Below are 16,262 nucleotides of genomic sequence, written 5' to 3'. Positions count from 1 at the left end.
CTTTACCGCGCAACACCTACGGCCCGTCGTGGTACTGCAACCGCTCGCCCTCGGCTTCGAGTGGGCGGCGACGCTCCCGTCGTGGGTGCTGGCGGGGCTGTCGCTCGGCGTCGTCTTCGCCGCGTTCTCGGCGGCGATGTTCGTCGTCGGTGAGCAGCTGTTTCCGAGTCCGCCGGGCCGCCGGAGCGACGAGCCCGAACGTGGACAGGCCCGCCGGCACGCGGAGATCCGTCGCTACCTCGACGAGATCGGCGAGCGCTACGCCGAGGGCCATCCGGTCGCCGGACACACCGTGGCGTTCTACCTTCCCGAACGCGACGTCGCGGTGACGTTCGACGGGCAGGCGTTCTTCGACATCCAGGCGAGGGGGACGCACGCGGTGCTGTGCGAGCACGAGATGCCCGGCCACCACCTCGGTCGACGGCTCCCGTTCGAGGTGCCCGAACTGCAGTGGGAGCCGGCGAGCGAACCCGACGCCGTCGAGCGCGCGTTCCGGGCCCTCGACCTCTCTCCGGCGGCCTCGACCGACGAGGTCCGGGACGCCTACCGCGAGCGGGTGATGGAGGTCCACCCGGACCACGGCGGCGACGAGGAGGCGTTCCGGGAGGTCCGAAACGCGTACACGACGGCGAAGGAGCACGCGGACTGACCTGGCTCGCGGGCACGGCGGTCGACGCTCGTCGGGACACACCACGACGCGTCCCCCGGGTTACCCGGCGGTAATCCCATCGTAGGATGGCGTTAGGACTTTAACCGAGAACCACCTTGCAGTGGATATGAACTTCCTCCCGGCCGTCGTTGGACCGACGGTGTTCGGGATGACCGCGACCGACCTGTTCGCGTGGGTCATGATCGCGGCGTTCCTCGTCGGCGCGCTGGTCGACGTCTACGACAGGGACATCGCGCGGTACGTACTCGCGGCGACGTGGGGCCTGTTCGGCCTGTTCTGGCTGGCGGTGTTCCCGCACTTCGCGTTCGAGGTCAAGAGCTTCGTCGAGGGCGGCCTCGCGCTCTTTGCCGTCCCGGCCTCCATCTACACCGGCTACCTCATCCTCGGCGGCCGCGAACGGCTGCACGTCCTCTCGCGGGCGGTGGGCGTGATGGGTCTGGTCTACTTCCCGACGCAGGCAATCCCCGCCATCCGCGAGTTCCTCATCGAGACGGTCGCGGTCCAGACGCTCTGGGGCATCAACCAGCTCGGCTACCATCCCGAGTTCACGACCGGCCCGGAGTACGGCTACATGAACTACTTCTACTTCGGGCCGGACGCGTTCAGCACGTACATCGTCTACGCCTGCACCGGCATCGGCTCGATGGCCATCTTCGCGGGCCTCATCGTCGCGGTCGAGGCACCGCTCCACCGGAAGCTCAAGTCGCTCGCCATCGCCATCCCCGTGATCTGGGTGCTGAACATCGTCCGCAACGTGTTCGTCGCCATCGCGGCCGGCAAGGGCTGGTTCGCGATGGAGCCTGTTCTCACCCTCGCTGGCTTCGCCGGCATCGAACCCATCGAGGCCTCGTTCTGGTTCGCCCACAGCGTCGTCTCCCAGATGGCCTCGGTCGTCGCGCTCGTCGGCATCACCTGGCTCGTCGTGAAGGTCGTCCCCGAGCTGCTCGCCATCCTCGAGGAGGTGCTGTTCGTCGCGACCGGGACGGAGTACGACCTCGAGGACGCGCTGGGCGTCTCGCCGGACGTGCGGACCGACGGCGGCGATGTCCAGGAGTGAGTTCGTCGCCGGTGACAGGGGCGTCTTCCTCCCGGCTGACGACACGCTCGTCGTCGCGGACATCCACCTCGGTCGTGCGCACGCCTCCAACGTCGAGTTCCCGCTGAACGAGCGTCAGGACACGCTCGACCGGCTCGGGGCACTTCTCGGCCGGTTCGAGCCCGAGACGGTCGTCTTCGCGGGCGACGTGCTCCACCGGTTCGACGCCGTTCCGGTCCCGGTGCGCGAGTCGCTCGACGCGGTCGTCTCGACGATCCACGACGCCGGCGCGGAGCCGGTGCTCGTCCGGGGAAACCACGACCGTCAGCTCGACCGCGTCGCGAGCGAGCCGGTCCACGACGCCCACAAACTCGACTCCGGGACCGTCGTCTGCCACGGCCACGAGGAGCCCGGCGAGACGGGTGACCGCTACGTCGTCGGCCACGACCATCCGGTGCTGGCGGTCGAGGGGAGACGCCACCCGTGCCTGCTGTACGGGGCCGACGCCTACGACGGCGTCCCCGTGTTGATGCTCCCGCCGTTCACCACGCTCGCGCCGGGCGTCGTCGTCAACGGGATGCGCGCCCGCGACTTCGACTCGCCGCTGGTCCGGCGGGCCGGCGGCTTGCACCCGGTCGTCCGGGATTCCGACGCCGACGAGACGCTGCGGTTCCCGCCGCTCGGCGAGCTACGGCAGGTGCTCTGAGCACCCGAGGCGGGCACTCCGGCTACCCGAGGTCCTCGCGGACCGCCGCGGCGGCGTCCTGACCGCTCTGCATCGCGCCCTGGATGGACGACCAGCGCGTGTAGTCGCCGGCGAGGTACACCGGGCCACTCGGGTCGCGTGTGTCCGGCAGCGACTCGGAGAAGCCCGGCGGCTGCTGGAACTGCGCGAACGGGATGCGGTCGGTGTGTTCGAGCGAGAAGTCGTCGAAGCGACGCTCCGGGTACCAGGATTCGAGGGTCTCCTTGGCCTGCGCCGCCAGTCCGTCGTCGCTCTCCTCGCGCTCGCCGAGGAACGTCGCGCTGAGGAGCCTGACACCGTCGGGGGCGTACTCCGGCGCGACGGCGGTGTGGTCGGCGAACTGGTTCGGGCCCTGCTCGGTGGCGTTGAGCATGAGCCGCGTGCCGGCGTCGAGCGCGTCGCGGCCCGACAGCGAGAACCACTGCGTGACACAGGCGTGGCCCCGCCGGGGGATGGCCGAGACGCCGGTCAGCTCCCGTGCCGCTCTGGGGTCCGTGGCGACGACGACGGCGTCGGCCTCGACGGACGCAACGTCGACGGTGACCGTCGCGTCCCCCTCGTCCGAGTCGACCTCGGTGACGGTCGCACCCGTCCGCACGTCCACGCCGGCCGCCGCTGCGCGCTCGCGGAGCTGTCCCGGTATCTCGCCCATCCCACCGGCAGGCACCGCCGTCTCGCCCGCCGAGAGCATCTTGAACGTGTACTCGAACACGCGCTTGGAGGTCGAGAGCGACCGGTCGAGCGTGATGCCGCCGTAGAACGGCGCAGCGAAGTTCTCGACGTACTTCCGGGAGAAGCCACGCGAGCCGAGGTAGGACTCGATGTCGGTGTCGGGCCCCTGGAAGATGGCCTCCGTCGACCGGCCCGACAGCTCCCGTTTCAGCTTCAGCGTCCGGAGCTTGTCCCTCACCGTCACGTCCCGGTTCAGCACCGACTCGGTCAGCGCCGACGGGTCGCGGAACGGGTCCGAGAGGATGGAGCGATGGCCGGGGCGACAGATGCACGCCCCCGCCGCGAACGTCCGCAGGTCGAGCGCGTCGAGGTCCAGCTCCGCCTGCACCGCGGGGTAGCCGGTGAACACGACCTGGAACCCACGGTCGAAGGTGAAGCCGTCCCCGTGGGTCGACCGGACGCGCCCGCCGACCGTCTCCTCGCGCTCGTACAGTCGCACGTCGGCACCCGCGTCGGCGATTCGGCGGGCGGCGATCAGCCCAGCCAACCCGCCACCGACGACGATGACGTCTGCGTCCATACCCGCCCTTCGGCCACGGGGATGAAAACCGCGCTGGTCGCGGTGTCGGCGACCGGCTCTGTCCGGGCGACGCCGACATGGACAGGGCTTAGGACACCCCGTCCCAACGCCCGCGCATGGAGACGACCGAGGCCTTCGTGGGACTGGACTGCGTCGACTGCGGCGAGCGCTTCGACGCCGCGGCGGAGACACACCGCTGTCCCGACTGCGGCGGCATCCTCGACCCCGCCTACGCGTACGACGACGTGTCGCTGTCGCGCGAGGCGCTCGCGGACCGACCGTTCGAGTCGATGTGGCGCTACGCCGAGCTCCTGCCGTTCACCCGCGGGTCGGCGGTGACGATGGACGAGGGGGCGACGGCGCTCGTCGAGTGCCCGACGCTGGCCGACGAACTGGGCGTCGCCGAGGTGTACATCAAGGACGAGGGCCGCAACCCGACGGGCACGTTCAAGGACCGCGGGCAGACCGTCGCGATGACCGCGGCGGCCCAGCACGGCGCGACGGACGTGGCGCTGGCGTCGGCGGGGAACGCGGGCCAGGCCGCCTCGGCGTACGCCGCCCGGGCCGGCATGGACTCGCACGTGTTCCTCCCGGCGCGCTCCGGGTTCACGAACAAGGCGATGGTGAACGTCCACGGTGGCGACATGACCGTCGTCGGCGGGCGCATCACCGACGCGGGCGAGGCGTTCGCCGAGGCGATGGCCGACCCGGAGAACGAGCACTGGTACTCGGTGAAGACGTTCGAGACGCCGTACCGCCACGAGGGTAAGAAGACGATGTACTACGAGATCGCCGAGCAGCTGGACTGGGAGACCCCCGACGCGGTGGTCTACCCGACCGGCGGCGGCGTCGGCCTCGTCGGGATGCACAAGGCAGCGGAGGAGTTCGAGGCACTGGGGCTGACCGAGGACGTGCCCGGCTTCTACGCGGCGCAGGCGACCGGCTGTGCACCCGTCGTCGCCGCCTTCCAGGAGGGCAAGGACGTCCACGAGGCGTGGGAGCACCCCGACACCATCTGCGGCGGCATCGAGATACCCGACCCCGGCGCGAGCCCGTGGATCCTCGACGTGCTCCGCGAGTCCGACGGCGGTGCGGTCGCGACGGACGACCCAGACATCCTCGACGCCGCCATCACCGTCGCCCAGCACGAGGGCCTGGAGATGGGCGCGACCTGCGCCGCGGCCGCCTCGGGCGCGTGGAAGCTCGCCGAGGAGGGCGAGTTCGACGAGGACGACACCGTCGTGCTCGTCAACACCGGCACGGGCAACAAGGACGACGACATCCTCCGCAGCCACCTGATGGGCCAGGGTATCTGACCGCCGCCTCGTTTCCAGCTCCCACCCACCTCGTGCTGCTGCAACCGGGCAACTTTTCCTTTAGAGTCGTCTAATTCTCGACAAGGATGCTTTCCGACGTGATGGAGGACTACCTCAAGGCGATCTACATCCTCCAGGAGCGCGACGACCCGCCGGTCTCGACCTCCGAAATCGCGGAGTACCTGGACGTCACCCCGCCGACGGTGACGAGCATGGTCGAGAAGCTCGACGAACGTGGGTTCGTGGAGCGCGAGAAGTACAAGGGTGTCGAGCTGACCGACGAGGGCATCACCGTCGCGCTCGAGGTCCTGCGGCACCACCGGCTGCTGGAGGCCTACCTCACCGAACACCTCGACTACGACTGGTCCGAGGTGCACGAGGAGGCCGACGTGCTCGAACACCACATCTCCGAGGAGTTCGAGCGCCGTGTCGCCGAGGCGCTCGGCAACCCCACCGTCGACCCCCACGGCGACCCGATCCCGGACGCCGACCTCTCGCCACCGGCGGACGCCGAGCACACCCGTCTGTCCGCACACGACCCCGGAACCCTCCTCGAGATATCCCGCGTCAGCGACCGCGACGAGGACGAGCTCCGGTACCTGAAGGACGCGAACATCACCCCCGGCACGGTCGTCCGAATCGTCGACGTGGCCCCCTTCGGGATGGTCACCGTCGCGGTCAGTGACGGCGGCCGACAGAGCCTCCCGGAGGAGATCGCCGACTCCATCCGCGTCAAGCGGGTCGAGACCGACGCCGTCTCCACCGAGGAGGTGCCCGAGGCGTGACCGGCTTCGCGGAGATCGTCGTCGTCGCGTTCGTCGCCCAGCTCGCCGTGCTGCCGGGGGAGAAGGTGCAGTTCATCATCGCCGGGCTGTCGGCGCGCTATCACCCGCTCGTCGTCGTCTCCGCCGCGGCCACGGCGTTCGCCGGCTGGACCGCACTGGAGATCCTCTTCGGCGAGTTCCTGCTCCGTGTGCTTCCCGGCGTCTACCTCGACGTGTTCACCGGCACCCTCTTCCTCGTGTTCGCCGGACTGCTCCTGCACTCGATGCCGGAGGACGGCGACCGCAGCTTCGACAGCATCGGCACCGGCGACGAAGACGGCGTCGAGACGGACGGCGGCGTCCTCCGGTCGGTCGAGGGCCTCGACGAGACCAGGACCGTGTTCGGTTACGAGCTCCCCGCCAGCCTCGCCGCGTGGTTCCCCATCTTCGGCATGATGGCCGCCGGCGAGTTCGGCGACAAGACCCAGCTCGTCACCATCGGGCTCGCGGCCCAGTACGGTGCGACGCCGGCCATCTGGACGGGCGAGATGCTCGCCATCGTCCCGGTGAGCCTCGCGAACGCCTACGTCTTCCACCGGTTCTCCCACCGGGTGAACCTCCGGATGGCACACATCGGCTCCGCCGCGCTGTTCGGATTCTTCGGGCTGGACACGTTCCTGGCGCTGCTGACGGGCTTCTCGTTCTGGGAGACGTTCGTCGAGGCGGCCACGGACGCCGTCTTCGCCGTCGCGAACTGGCTCGGCGGCACCCTTCCGCTGACTGTCGACGTGCTGGCAGTCCTCCCGTAGCCTTCGCCGCCTCCGGTCGGCTTTTGTAGCCCACTCGCGTACCGCCGCCGATGGCATCGACGCTCGCCTCGCTGCTCGCGGGGCTGCTGTTCGGCTTCGCACTCGCCTCCCCGCCCGGGCCGATGAACGCGATAATCGCCGAGGAGAGCGTCCTCGGCGGCTGGCTCGCCGGCTTCCGGGCTGGCCTCGGCGCGTTCACCGCCGACGCCTGCTTCTTCGTGCTCGCGTGGCTCGGCGTCGTCGCCTTCGTCGAAACCGTCCCGACGGTCAAGGGCGTCATGGTCGCCGCCGGTGGCGTCCTCATGCTCTACTTCGCCTACGGCGCGGCCCGGGACGCGATGAGCGAGACCGACTTCGTCGACATCGACCCCGACGACGACCGCAAGGGCTTCTCCAAGGCGTTCGTGCTCGCGCTCACGAACCCCTACCAGATCGTCTTCTGGCTCACCGTCGGCGTCCACATGCTCGACGACCGCACCATCGACGTGTTCACCCACGTCCCCTACGTGAGCGAGACGCTGGCCGGCACGGTCGTCGTGCAGGCGGGCTCGCCCGCGCTCGTCGTCGGTTTCTTCGGCGGCATCCTGCTCTGGGTCACCGGCTTCCCGGCGACGCTCGTCGCCGTCGGCAAGCGCGTCGACCGGTTCGCGCCGGCCGTCGCTGGCGCGAGCGCGGTCGTGCTGGCGCTGTTCGGCGGCTTCTTCCTGGTGGACGCGGTGCGGACGCTCGCACCCGTATAGCCGTCGCTCCGTGACGCAGAATCAGCGGTCGCCCGCCTCAGACGACGGGGTCGACGTCGCCGAGCTCCATCTCGGCGACCTCCAGCTCCAGCCACTCGCGGAACCACCTCACGCGCTTGAGCCGCTGGTGTGCGATGCTCTCGGCGGTGTCGCTCTCGATGCGCTCTGCGGCGTCGTGGCCGCGCTCCAGCACCCGGTCGACCATCTCGGCGGCGTCCATGTGCGTGCGGGCCTCGTAGCCCATCCGGAGCAGCATCAGGGCCGTGCCGTTCGCGCCGACCTTGTCGAGCACGTCGGCCTCGATGAGACACCGGGTCTCGAGCGAGAGGTCCGTGAGGTCGCCCTGATACGAGTGGTTCTCGATGGCGCGACACACCTCGTCGACGAACGACGACGGGAACTCGCCGCGGGTCTCGAGGTACTGCCGGGCGACGCGAGCGCCCTCCTCGGCGTGGACGTCCTGGTCGGCGTCGAGCTTCGCGATGTCGTGGAACAGCGCGGCGACCCGCGTCACGTCCACGTCCGCGCCCTCCTGCTTCGCGATCTTCGTCGCGAGGGCGACGACGTTCAGGATGTGGTTGAAGCGGTACTCCGCGGAGTGCCACGGGTACCAGCGCATCCGGCCACCTTCGTCCTCGTTCTCGACGCTGGCGAGGAGGTAATCGTGCACGAACGTTTGCATCTCCTCGAACTCCTCGTCGGTGACCCGTGATTCCTTTATCTCGACACCCATAGAGAATCCCACCAGATTAGACGGTCCGTAGTCATTGTTATCCGTACAAACGGCTCTACAACTCTTAGGCGTTACGACAGTGCGGATTAAGTGTCCGGAGAGCCTCGTTTCTGCTGTGACTGAAGCGCTCTACCTGACAGATTCGGCCACCCGTCGGTTCGAGGCGACCGTCGAGCGCGTCGCCGGCGACCGGGTCGTGCTCGACCGCACCTGCTTCTACCCGTCGGGCGGCGGCCAGCCCGCCGACACCGGCACGCTGACTGCCGACGGCACCGAGTGGGCCGTCACCGACGTCGCGAAGAAGGACACCATCTACCACACGCTCGACGGCGACCCGCCGGAGCCGGACACCGCCGTCGTCGGCGAGCTCGACTGGGACCGCCGCCACGCCCACATGCGCTACCACACCGCCCAGCATCTCCTCTCGGCGCTCCTGCTCGACGAGTTCGACGCGGCCACCACGGGCAACCAGGTGTACACGGACCGCGCCCGCCTCGACTGTGCCTACGACCGTTTCGACGACGACGACCTCGCCACCATCGAGGACGGCCTGAACGGCCTCGTCGCCGACGAGCTGCCCGTCCGCTGGTACGAGATGGACCGCGCCACCGCCGAGGCCGAGCTCGACACCGACCGCACCCGCATCGACCTGCTTCCGGACTCCATCACCGAACTCCGCATCGTCGAGATCGGTGGCGACGGGCCGGCGGGTGCCTGCGACCGTGCCGACGCCGCCGCCGAGCCCTACGACCGCACCGCCTGCGCCGGCACGCACGTCGAGTCGACGGCGGACATCGGCACCGTCACCGTCACCGGTCGGGAGACGCGCGGCTCCGACGGCGAACGTATCCGGTTCGAGCTGGCGTAGGTCGGCACGGGCCGGGTCTGCCCGGGATCGCTGCCGTGCATCGAGCCCACCACACACCCGACTCCTTATGTCCCAGTCGGACGCATCGCCGGACGTGAACGTCAGGAACGTCCTCCCGCGCGACGCCATCCCGAGCGTCGACGACCCGACCTACGAGCCGGTCACCGACTACGACGGCGACCCGGACGACGAGGTGGTCGTCGTCGACGGCGAGCCGGCGCGCGCCTATCCAGTCCGGTACCTCCACTACCACGAGATCGTCAACGCCACCGACTCCGGGGGCAGGCCCGTCGCCGTCACCTGGTGTCCCCTCTGCGGGAGCGCCGTGGTCTACGAGCGGACGGTGGCGGCGGGCGATGGCGACGAGACCCGCACGCTCACCTTCGGCGTCTCCGGCAAGCTGGCCGACGACGACCTCGTGATGTACGACCGCGAGACAGACAGCGAGTGGAAGCAGAGCCGCGGCGTCGCCATCGACGGCCCGCTCTCGGGCACCCAGCTCACGGTGGTCCCGGCCGCGATGACCACCGTCGAACGCTTCCGCGACGCGAACCCCGACGGTGAACTGCTCGCCCCGCCGGGCGGCGAGAGCGAGGCCGCCAGCGACACCGACGACCCCGAGCCCATCGACTACGACGCGGCCCCGTACGAGCGCTACTTCGAGATGGACGGGTTCGGCCTGGCCGCCCACCGCGGCACCGGCGACGGCCGCGACTGGGACCGCGACGACGGCATCGACCCGAAGACCGTCGTCCTCGGCCTCACCGTCGCTGACGACGCGCTCGGCTTCCCGCTCCCGCGCGTCGAGGCGAACGGGAGCGTCGCCCAGACGACCGTCGGCGACCGCGACGTGGTCGTCTTCGCCACGCCCGACGGTATCCACGCCTTCGAGAACCCCGGCTTCGTGTTCGAGCGCACCGTGGAACCCGGCACGTTCGTCGCCGACGGCACCCGCTGGGACGGGGCGACCGGCGAGGGCGACGACGGCCGTTCGCTGGAGCGACTACCGAGCCGCCGGCTGTTCGCGTTCGCCTGGCAGGACGACCACGGGGCCGACGCCTTCTACGAGAACGAGTAGTCCGCGACCGCAACTGCGAGCGACGAGGAGTTATTCGTCGTCGCCGTCTTTCATCTGCTGGAGCTGCCCGACGAGGTCCTCGTTCGACATACCCCCCTGGTCGAACGAGACCTCGCCCTCGTGGTCGTGCTCGTGGACGGTGACCGCGTCGTCCTCGTCGATGTCGCTGTCCTGGTCCTGTTGTTCGGATTCATCGTAGCTCCCAAAGCCCATTGGATTCGTCTAGACGGGGAGGGGGCATGAAAAGGAACCGTTCTCGGTTCGTTAAAGTGTAAGGTATTTTACAGTAGTCCCGGGCGGATTCGAACCGCCGTCATAGGCTCTCCTCCGCAAATGGACGGAGTCCACCCGCGTCCAAAGGCCCATATGATTGGCCACTACACCACGGGACTTCGAATTGGCGTAAGCGATGCCGATACAATAAGATTATCTTTCAGTCGTTGGCTCCGGTGCCGTCACCGCTCCCGATTCGACACGGCGATGGCAGGGACGACACAGGGAGACGACGTTGTCGAGTTCGTGTGCTTCGGCGGGGTCCGCGAACGATCGAACGGGTCTCAGATGATGCACGTCTGGATTCCGTCCGAGTGCGTCGGCTCCCTCGCCGCAGTTCTGGCATTCGTACTGGTCACGTTCGAGCGCTGTGCGTCGAACTCGGTACCAGCCCTGTCCGTACCGAATCGTGCCGCCTTCCCACTGATGATGCCCCTCCCCGACGACGTTTTCTGAGAGCCATTCCGCGTAACAGGGCTGCGAACAGAAGCATCCGTACGACTTCCCCGCTAGCCGAGATGGGGACGCGACGAACTCCAGGCCACAGTGCGTGCATTCACCGGTAGTCGTCGGGACCTCGTCCATCGGTTGAATGGGGAGTAGGCCCTCGGCACCTTGCACACACGCGGGACAGTAGGCGCCGTCCTTGTTCGAGGGGTAGTACTCGAATTTTGTATCACACTCTTTGCAGGTCGTGCGCTCCTTCCCGCCTTTCCAGTTCCCGTTGTGCTCACCCGCGTTCGGATTGCAGTCCTCACAGTACTGAAGTTGTGCCTTCGGGTCGTAGAACGCGGTTCCACACCCCGAACACTCCCGGTTCGGTAGCGAGACGCCGTGGACCTTGGTGTGGTGCTGGCGCATTCCCTGCTCGGTCGACAACACCTTCTCGCAGGTCGGACACTCCATACTTCCAGCAGAAGTACCGGTGTATTAAAACCGCGCCAGCCGGAGTGAAAGTAAAGCCGGGTTCAATCGGCGCTCTCGCCCGCGACCTCCAGATAACAGCACTGGTCGGCCTCGGCGTCGAAGCAGTCGGGGCACTCGTCGCGGCGGTCGATGATGGTGTCGAGTCGCTCGGCGACGGTGTCGTCGATGACGGCCTCCAGCGCCCCGGCCTCGCCGCGGTAGTCCTCGACCTCGAGGACGTTCGCGAGGAACCGCTCGATGATGCAGTAGGTCTGGAGGGCGTCCTCGGCGCGGCCGATGCCCTCGTCGGTGAGTGTCGCGCCCTTGTACTTCTCGTGCTCGACGAGCCCCCGGTCCTGGAGCTTGCCGACCATCTCGTTGACGCTCGCGGGGGAGACGTCGAGCATGTCCGCCAGCGCGCCCGTCGCTGCCGGCCCGTCTTCCATCCGTTGCACCAGGTAGATCGCCTTGAGGTACTGGTCTGCGGTGTTCATCGGTGGGTTCTCACGCTCGTCGCTCCATGATCTCGGTCACGTCCTCGACGCCCTCGGCCTCCTCCTCGCGAATCTCGCGGAGGGTCGTGAGCACGTGGTCGCGGTCGATACTGAACTCGCTCTCGCTGGCCTCGATGGCCTCGATGAGGTCGTCGTAGAACTTGTACGCGGTCTCCTCGTTGCAGAGCTGGTCGTACAGCAGCCCGTCGAAGTCCTCGGGTTTCGTCTGGGCGTACTGCGCCTCGACCAGCCTGTTTATCTCCTCGTAGGGGACCGTCTCTGCGTCCAGCTCCTCGATGAGTGCTTCGAGACGGCTGCGGTGCTCGGCCGACTCCTCGGCGGCGTGTTCGAGCAGGTCACGGACGTCGTCGTCGACCTCCTGCTCGTCCTCGAAGGAGTCGAGATGATGGTACGCGCGGGATTCGACGACCTCCTCCAGCACCGCCCCGATCTGCAGGAGACGGGCGAGCTGGTGGTCCGTCGCGACGCGCTGCCCCAGGCTCATGTCCCAATGGCGGGGACGGGGCTACCTAACTCTTGCTGACTGTGCGACGGGGTTCGGGCCTGCAACGATACCGAACCAACCGACTGGCGCGTGGCTGGCGAGACTGTGCGAGCGCAGCGAGCACGTCGAGCCATCCGCGCGAGGGACGAGAAGCGCAGCGCCAGCGAGCATCGCAAGAGGTTGGGGAGGTGTGAGGTGCTGTGCGGTCGGGTGTCCCCGTGAGCGAGCCTGCGAGCGAACGGGGGCTCGTCGGACCTGCGGTCCGACGGTGGGACTGAAAGGGGCCGTCGTCTCGGCGACCCCCGACGAAGCAAGCACTGCAACGGAGTGAAGCGCTCAGCGAGTCGCGGGAACCGAGACGACGGGGGCTTTCGAGGTGGTATCTGCTGTATGGTAACGACTCGAAGCGTGCTCAGAACCAAACAAAAACGCAAAAACCGAAATCTACTCCCGCAGCCGCTGGGCGACGAGCTCCTGGATGTCGTCGCGGAGTTCGTCGACGGCGACCTCGTCGAGCACGGGCACGAAGAAGCCCTCGACGAGCATGTTGCGGGCGCGGCGCGGGTCGACACCGCGGCTAGTCATGTAGAACAGGTCCTGTTCGTCGACCTGGCCGACCGTGGCGGAGTGGCTGGCCTCGGTGTCGTGGTTGTTGATGATGAGCTTCGGGGAGGCGTCGGCCTCGGAGTCGTCGCTCAGCATCAGCGTGTTCTCGCGCTGGTAGCTGCTGGTGTTCCAGGCGTCGCGGCCGACGTCCTGGACGCCCTCGTACACCGAGCGGGCGCGGTCGTCGAGGACGCCGCGGGTGACGAGGTCGGCGGTGGTGTGCTCGGCGCGGTGCCAGACCCGACTGTTGATGTCGAAGTGCTGGTCGTGGTGGCCGAAGAACGCCCCGACGATGTGGCTCTCGGAGCCGTCGCCGGCGAGCGTCGTCTCGACCTCGCTCTTCGTGAGGCGCGAGCCCATGTTGCCCTCGATCCAGTTGATCGTGGCGTACGTGTCGGCGGTGCCACGCTTGAGCGTGTAGTTGTACGTCTCCTCGTCGAGGTTCTGGAGGCTCCCGTACTGGACGTGGGAGTTCTCGCCGCCCGCGATCTCGACGATGCCGCTGTAGTAGCGCTCGCCGTCGACGTCGTCGCCGGTGGACTGGCGCTCGAGAATCGTGACCGAGGCGTTCTTCTCGGTGACGACGAGCGTGTAGTTGAACAGCGAGCGGCTGTTCATCGTCGTCCGGATCTTCACGTCCTCTGCGTCGACGCCCTCGGGCACGTAGACGACGGTGCCGTCGGTGAACAGCGCGGTCGACAGCGCGGTGAGGTAGTTCTCCTCGGGGTCGACGACGCTGCCGAACTGCTCCTTAAGGAGGTCGCCGTGCTCGGCGACGGCCTCGCTCCACTCCAGCACCTCGATGCCCTCGGCGCTCTCGCGCTCCTTGTCCTGGGCGGCGTTGAGCGGGTCGACGAAGCCCTCGAAGTCGAGGTCGGTGAGGTTCGTCCACGTGCGACCGGGCGTCTGGATGACGCTCGGCATATCGAGGTCGTCGAGCGCGTCGAGTGCGGAGAGCCGCGTCTCCAGCAGCCACTCGGGCTCGTCGAGCTCGGCGGAGATCTGCTCGACCTGGTCTCGTGTGAGGTTGGCGTGTACCTGTGTGCTCATGGTTATCCGAGGCTCCCCTCCATCTCGAGTTCGATGAGGCGGTTGAGTTCGACCGCGTACTCGATGGGCAGCTCCTCCGTGATGGGCTCGATGAAGCCGGCGACGATCATCTGCTTGGCGTCGTCGTCGTCCAGTCCGCGCGACTGGAGGTAGAAGACGTCCTCGTCGCCGATCTTGCCGACGGTCGCCTCGTGGGCCACGTCGACCTTCGACTCCTGGATCTCCATGTACGGCATCGTGTCCGACGTGGACTCGTTGTCGAACATGAGCGCGTCACACTCGACGGACGTGGAGGAGTTCTCCGCGCCGTCGGCGATGTGGACGAGGCCCCGGTAGTTCGTGCGGCCGCCGTCCTTCGAGATGGACTTGGACTCGATGGTCGACTTCGTGTTCGGCGCGTTGTGGTACACCTTCGCGCCGGTGTCGATGTTCTGTCCCTCGCCGGCGAACGCGATGGTGATGTGGTTGTCCGTCGCGCCGCGGCCCTTCAGGATGGTCGCCGGGTAGAGCATGGTGGCCTTCGAGCCCATGCTGCCGGAGACCCACTCCATCGTCCCGTTCGCCTCGACGATGGCGCGCTTGGTGTTCAGGTTGTACGTGTTCTTCGACCAGTTCTGCACCGTCGAGTACTGGACGTGGGCGTCCTCGCCGACGAACACCTCGACGCCGCCGGAGTGCAGGTTGAACGCGGAGTACTTCGGGGCGGAACAGCCCTCGATGTAGTGCACTTCGGAGTTCTCCTCGGCGATGATGAGCGTGTGCTCGAACTGGCCCATGCCCTCGCTGTTCATCCGGAAGTACGCCTGGATGGGCATGTTGACGGTCGTGTCCTCCGGCACGTAGACGAACGAGCCGCCGGACCAGACCGCGCCGTGGAGCGCCGCGAACTTGTTGTCGCTCGGGGGGACGCACTTCGTCATGAAGTACTCCTTGACGAGCTCCTCGTGCTCCTGGACGGCCTTGTCCATGTCACAGAAGATGACGCCCTTCTCCTCCCACTGCTCCTGCATGTTCTGGTAGACGATCTCGGACTCGTACTGCGCGCCGACGCCCGAGAGCGCCTTCCGCTCGGCCTCCGGGATGCCCAGCTTCTCGAACGTGTCCTGGATCTCCTCGGGGAGGTCGTCCCAGTTCTCCGCGCCGCCGCGTGTCTCGATGTCCGGGCGGATGTACGGGACGATCTCGTCGATGTCGACCTCCGAGAGGTCGGGCTGACCCGGCCAGTCGGTCGGCATCGGCATCTGCTGGAACTGCTTCAGCGCCCGCAGCCGGCGCTCGTACATCCACTCGGGCTCGTCCTTGTCCTCCGAGATGAGACGGATGGTCTCCTCGGTCAGGCCCTTCTCGGTCTGGAAGGCGGACTTCTCCTCCTTCTTGAACTCGAACCGGGCCTCGGTGTCGGTCTCTTTGAGGTGGTCTTGGTCTGAACTCATGATTGTGATGTGGTGTTGTCGGGGTGGTTACGCGGTCTCGTAGACTTCCTCGCGGACCCAGTCGTAGCCCTCGTCCTCGAGCTGCTCGGCGAGCTCGGGGCCGCCGGACTTGGCGATCCGCCCGTCGATCATGACGTGGACGTGGTCGGGCTCGACGTAGTCGAGGATGCGCTGGTAGTGGGTGATCTGGAGGATGCCCGTGCCCTGCTCGTCGCGGAGGGCGTTGATGCCGTGGGAGACGTCCTGCAGGCGGTCGATGTCCAGCCCGGAGTCGATCTCGTCGAGCACGGCGATGCTCGGCTCGAGGATGGCCGCCTGGAGCACCTCGTTCTGCTTCTTCTCACCGCCGGAGAAGCCGGCGTTGAGGTAGCGCTGGGCGAACTTCTCGTCCATGTCCAGCTGCTCCATCTTCGCCTGCAGGAGCTGCTGGAACTCGGCGACGCCGACGTCGCCCTCGTCCGCGGGGCCCTCCATCGGGGAGGTGTCGTAGCCTGCCTCTTCCTCCTCTTCGGCCTCGTCGTCGTCGTCCTCGAAGAGCTCCTCGCGCTCCTCGAGCTTCGCGTTGAGGGCGGTGCGGAGGAAGTTCGTCATCGTGACGCCCTCGATCTCGGCGGGGTACTGGAAGCCGAGGAAGATGCCGAGGGCGGCGCGCTCGTTCGGTTCGAGTTCGAGCAGGTCCCAGGTGCGCTTGTCCTCGGGGATCTCGAAGTCCTCGCCGAAGTCACCTTCTTCGAGGTGGAGCAGTACCTCGCCGTCTGTCACCTCATAGGCCGGGTGTCCGGCGACGATCTTCGCCGTCGTGGACTTGCCGGAGCCGTTCGGCCCCATCAGGGCGTGGATCTCGCCGGATTCGACCTCGAGGTCGACGCCGTCGAGGATCTTCTCGCCATCATCTTCTGCAACGCTCGCGTGGAGATTGTTGAGTTCGAGTTTTGCCATGCTGGCTACCTCTAGTGTCCTAGCGAAAGGGTGTCGGCCCCATAA

General features: G+C 67.6%; 18 protein-coding genes and 1 tRNA gene. 9 read left to right on the top strand and 10 right to left on the bottom strand.

What is annotated here, in order from left to right; all coding sequences use genetic code 11:
* Window positions 1-28: 28 nt before the first annotated feature.
* The 3 genes from NOW55_RS10850 (at window position 29) to NOW55_RS10840 (ending at window position 2,412) form a co-directional block, all read left to right on the top strand.
* Window positions 29-649, top strand: coding sequence for a DnaJ domain-containing protein (locus NOW55_RS10850; RefSeq protein WP_256400110.1), 621 nt, complete (start codon window positions 29-31; stop codon window positions 647-649).
* Between the two features lie 127 nt (window positions 650-776).
* On the top strand, window positions 777-1,727 hold the full coding sequence (gene artA / locus NOW55_RS10845) for an archaeosortase A (RefSeq protein ID WP_256400109.1): 951 nt from the start codon (window positions 777-779) through the stop codon (window positions 1,725-1,727).
* Complete coding sequence (locus NOW55_RS10840) at window positions 1,714-2,412, top strand: metallophosphoesterase (RefSeq protein ID WP_256400108.1); 699 nt, start codon at window positions 1,714-1,716, stop codon at window positions 2,410-2,412. Before artA ends, NOW55_RS10840 begins: the two co-directional genes overlap by 14 nt.
* Window positions 2,413-2,434: 22 nt before the next feature.
* Here the strand turns inward: NOW55_RS10840 and NOW55_RS10835 are convergent, their stop codons facing one another.
* Window positions 2,435-3,703, bottom strand: a complete 1,269-nt coding sequence (locus NOW55_RS10835; RefSeq protein WP_256400107.1) for an NAD(P)/FAD-dependent oxidoreductase — start codon at window positions 3,701-3,703, stop codon at window positions 2,435-2,437.
* A gap of 116 nt (window positions 3,704-3,819) precedes the next feature.
* Between NOW55_RS10835 and NOW55_RS10830 the strand changes: the two genes are divergently transcribed.
* The 4 genes from NOW55_RS10830 (at window position 3,820) to NOW55_RS10815 (ending at window position 7,332) form a co-directional block, all read left to right on the top strand.
* Window positions 3,820-5,019, top strand: a complete 1,200-nt coding sequence (locus tag NOW55_RS10830; RefSeq protein ID WP_256400106.1) for a threonine synthase — start codon at window positions 3,820-3,822, stop codon at window positions 5,017-5,019.
* 86 nt (window positions 5,020-5,105) lie between these two features.
* Window positions 5,106-5,804 carry a metal-dependent transcriptional regulator gene (locus tag NOW55_RS10825; protein WP_256400105.1) on the top strand — a complete coding sequence of 233 codons (699 nt, stop codon included), beginning with the start codon at window positions 5,106-5,108 and terminating at the stop codon, window positions 5,802-5,804.
* Window positions 5,801-6,592: a TMEM165/GDT1 family protein gene (locus NOW55_RS10820; protein WP_256400104.1), complete on the top strand. Its 792-nt coding sequence runs from the start codon at window positions 5,801-5,803 to the stop codon at window positions 6,590-6,592. The genes NOW55_RS10825 and NOW55_RS10820 overlap by 4 nt, the downstream gene beginning before the upstream one ends.
* Before the next feature lie 50 nt (window positions 6,593-6,642).
* Window positions 6,643-7,332 (top strand): LysE family translocator, encoded by a 690-nt coding sequence (locus NOW55_RS10815; RefSeq protein WP_256400103.1) that lies wholly within the window; start codon window positions 6,643-6,645, stop codon window positions 7,330-7,332.
* 37 nt (window positions 7,333-7,369) lie between these two features.
* On the opposite strand, the gene NOW55_RS10810 is transcribed toward NOW55_RS10815, so the two are convergent.
* Window positions 7,370-8,065: an HD domain-containing protein gene (locus tag NOW55_RS10810; protein ID WP_256400102.1), complete on the bottom strand. Its 696-nt coding sequence runs from the start codon at window positions 8,063-8,065 to the stop codon at window positions 7,370-7,372.
* Between the two features lie 115 nt (window positions 8,066-8,180).
* Here NOW55_RS10810 and NOW55_RS10805 point away from each other — a divergent pair, with 115 nt between their 5' ends.
* Window positions 8,181-8,933, top strand: coding sequence for an alanyl-tRNA editing protein (locus tag NOW55_RS10805; protein ID WP_256400101.1), 753 nt, complete (start codon window positions 8,181-8,183; stop codon window positions 8,931-8,933).
* 94 nt (window positions 8,934-9,027) lie between these two features.
* Entirely contained in the window at window positions 9,028-10,011 is a 984-nt protein-coding gene (locus NOW55_RS10800; protein WP_256400100.1) for a DUF3179 domain-containing protein, read from the top strand.
* A gap of 30 nt (window positions 10,012-10,041) precedes the next feature.
* Here the strand turns inward: NOW55_RS10800 and NOW55_RS10795 are convergent, their stop codons facing one another.
* From NOW55_RS10795 to NOW55_RS10760, 8 genes are all read right to left on the bottom strand, one after another.
* Complete coding sequence (locus tag NOW55_RS10795) at window positions 10,042-10,224, bottom strand: DUF5786 family protein (RefSeq protein WP_256400099.1); 183 nt, start codon at window positions 10,222-10,224, stop codon at window positions 10,042-10,044.
* A gap of 74 nt (window positions 10,225-10,298) precedes the next feature.
* Window positions 10,299-10,403 (bottom strand) — tRNA-Gln (locus NOW55_RS10790).
* A gap of 34 nt (window positions 10,404-10,437) precedes the next feature.
* Window positions 10,438-11,190: an HNH endonuclease gene (locus tag NOW55_RS10785; protein ID WP_256400098.1), complete on the bottom strand. Its 753-nt coding sequence runs from the start codon at window positions 11,188-11,190 to the stop codon at window positions 10,438-10,440.
* A gap of 62 nt (window positions 11,191-11,252) precedes the next feature.
* On the bottom strand, window positions 11,253-11,684 hold the full coding sequence (locus NOW55_RS10780) for a metal-dependent transcriptional regulator (protein WP_256400097.1): 432 nt from the start codon (window positions 11,682-11,684) through the stop codon (window positions 11,253-11,255).
* Window positions 11,685-11,694: 10 nt separating this feature from the next.
* A complete protein-coding gene (locus tag NOW55_RS10775; RefSeq protein WP_256400096.1) occupies window positions 11,695-12,189 on the bottom strand; it encodes a ferritin-like domain-containing protein in 495 nt (164 codons plus the stop codon).
* Between the two features lie 444 nt (window positions 12,190-12,633).
* A complete protein-coding gene (sufD, locus tag NOW55_RS10770; protein WP_256400095.1) occupies window positions 12,634-13,845 on the bottom strand; it encodes a Fe-S cluster assembly protein SufD in 1,212 nt (403 codons plus the stop codon).
* 2 nt (window positions 13,846-13,847) lie between these two features.
* Window positions 13,848-15,278, bottom strand: a complete 1,431-nt coding sequence (gene sufB / locus NOW55_RS10765; RefSeq protein WP_256400094.1) for a Fe-S cluster assembly protein SufB — start codon at window positions 15,276-15,278, stop codon at window positions 13,848-13,850.
* Between the two features lie 27 nt (window positions 15,279-15,305).
* Complete coding sequence (locus tag NOW55_RS10760) at window positions 15,306-16,217, bottom strand: ABC transporter ATP-binding protein (RefSeq protein ID WP_256400093.1); 912 nt, start codon at window positions 16,215-16,217, stop codon at window positions 15,306-15,308.
* Window positions 16,218-16,262 lie beyond the last annotated feature (45 nt).

Source organism: Haloarchaeobius litoreus, assembly GCF_024495425.1.
In the GTDB taxonomy this organism is placed as follows: Archaea; Halobacteriota; Halobacteria; order Halobacteriales; family Natrialbaceae; genus Haloarchaeobius; species Haloarchaeobius litoreus.
The sequence above is the reverse complement of the archived record's forward strand: the minus strand, read 5'-3'. Positions and strand labels throughout refer to the sequence as shown.

What these genes read in the sequence shown, in the direction of transcription:
- NOW55_RS10815 (WP_256400103.1), top strand. Translation starts at nt 6,643, where the DNA reads ATGGCATCGACGCTCGCCTCGCTGCTCGCGGGGCTGCTGTTCGGCTTC.
- NOW55_RS10835 (WP_256400107.1), bottom strand. Translation starts at nt 3,703, where the DNA reads ATGGACGCAGACGTCATCGTCGTCGGTGGCGGGTTGGCTGGGCTGATC.
- artA (WP_256400109.1), top strand. Translation starts at nt 777, where the DNA reads ATGAACTTCCTCCCGGCCGTCGTTGGACCGACGGTGTTCGGGATGACC.
- sufD (WP_256400095.1), bottom strand. Translation starts at nt 13,845, where the DNA reads ATGAGCACACAGGTACACGCCAACCTCACACGAGACCAGGTCGAGCAG.
- NOW55_RS10795 (WP_256400099.1), bottom strand. Translation starts at nt 10,224, where the DNA reads ATGGGCTTTGGGAGCTACGATGAATCCGAACAACAGGACCAGGACAGC.
- NOW55_RS10810 (WP_256400102.1), bottom strand. Translation starts at nt 8,065, where the DNA reads ATGGGTGTCGAGATAAAGGAATCACGGGTCACCGACGAGGAGTTCGAG.
- NOW55_RS10780 (WP_256400097.1), bottom strand. Translation starts at nt 11,684, where the DNA reads ATGAACACCGCAGACCAGTACCTCAAGGCGATCTACCTGGTGCAACGG.
- NOW55_RS10825 (WP_256400105.1), top strand. Translation starts at nt 5,106, where the DNA reads ATGCTTTCCGACGTGATGGAGGACTACCTCAAGGCGATCTACATCCTC.
- NOW55_RS10840 (WP_256400108.1), top strand. Translation starts at nt 1,714, where the DNA reads ATGTCCAGGAGTGAGTTCGTCGCCGGTGACAGGGGCGTCTTCCTCCCG.
- sufB (WP_256400094.1), bottom strand. Translation starts at nt 15,278, where the DNA reads ATGAGTTCAGACCAAGACCACCTCAAAGAGACCGACACCGAGGCCCGG.
- NOW55_RS10775 (WP_256400096.1), bottom strand. Translation starts at nt 12,189, where the DNA reads ATGAGCCTGGGGCAGCGCGTCGCGACGGACCACCAGCTCGCCCGTCTC.
- NOW55_RS10785 (WP_256400098.1), bottom strand. Translation starts at nt 11,190, where the DNA reads ATGGAGTGTCCGACCTGCGAGAAGGTGTTGTCGACCGAGCAGGGAATG.
- NOW55_RS10760 (WP_256400093.1), bottom strand. Translation starts at nt 16,217, where the DNA reads ATGGCAAAACTCGAACTCAACAATCTCCACGCGAGCGTTGCAGAAGAT.
- NOW55_RS10830 (WP_256400106.1), top strand. Translation starts at nt 3,820, where the DNA reads ATGGAGACGACCGAGGCCTTCGTGGGACTGGACTGCGTCGACTGCGGC.